Raw genomic sequence first — 233 nt, 5'->3', positions numbered from 1 at the left:
AAACTGAGCAGGTCGTCCCGTTGATTCCGCAAACTGGCTAGGAAGTAAGGTTGAGGTATTGGTGGCAAATATCGTTTTCTCTGGCGCTAGTTTGGCAAGTTTTTCATAGAATTCGATTTTAATTTTAGGGATTTCGGGAATGGCTTCAATCATTAGATCGGCATCTTTGACCGCTTCCGCTAAGTTTGAGGTATAGCTAAGATTGTCAAAGGTCTTGTCCAATTGCTCTTGCG

Annotated in this window: 1 protein-coding gene; it reads right to left on the bottom strand. The window is 42.9% G+C overall.

The features are described 5' to 3' along the window. Window positions 1-233 (bottom strand): 3-hydroxyacyl-CoA dehydrogenase NAD-binding domain-containing protein (locus AAEY79_RS16510; protein WP_352289882.1); only part of this gene is annotated, 233 nt, incomplete at both ends.

It is taken from the genome of Psychrobacter sp. GW64-MNA-CIBAN-0177, assembly GCF_040309585.1.
GTDB lineage: Bacteria > Pseudomonadota > Gammaproteobacteria > Pseudomonadales > Moraxellaceae > Psychrobacter > Psychrobacter okhotskensis.
This window is presented reverse-complemented; position numbering and strand designations above follow the sequence as displayed.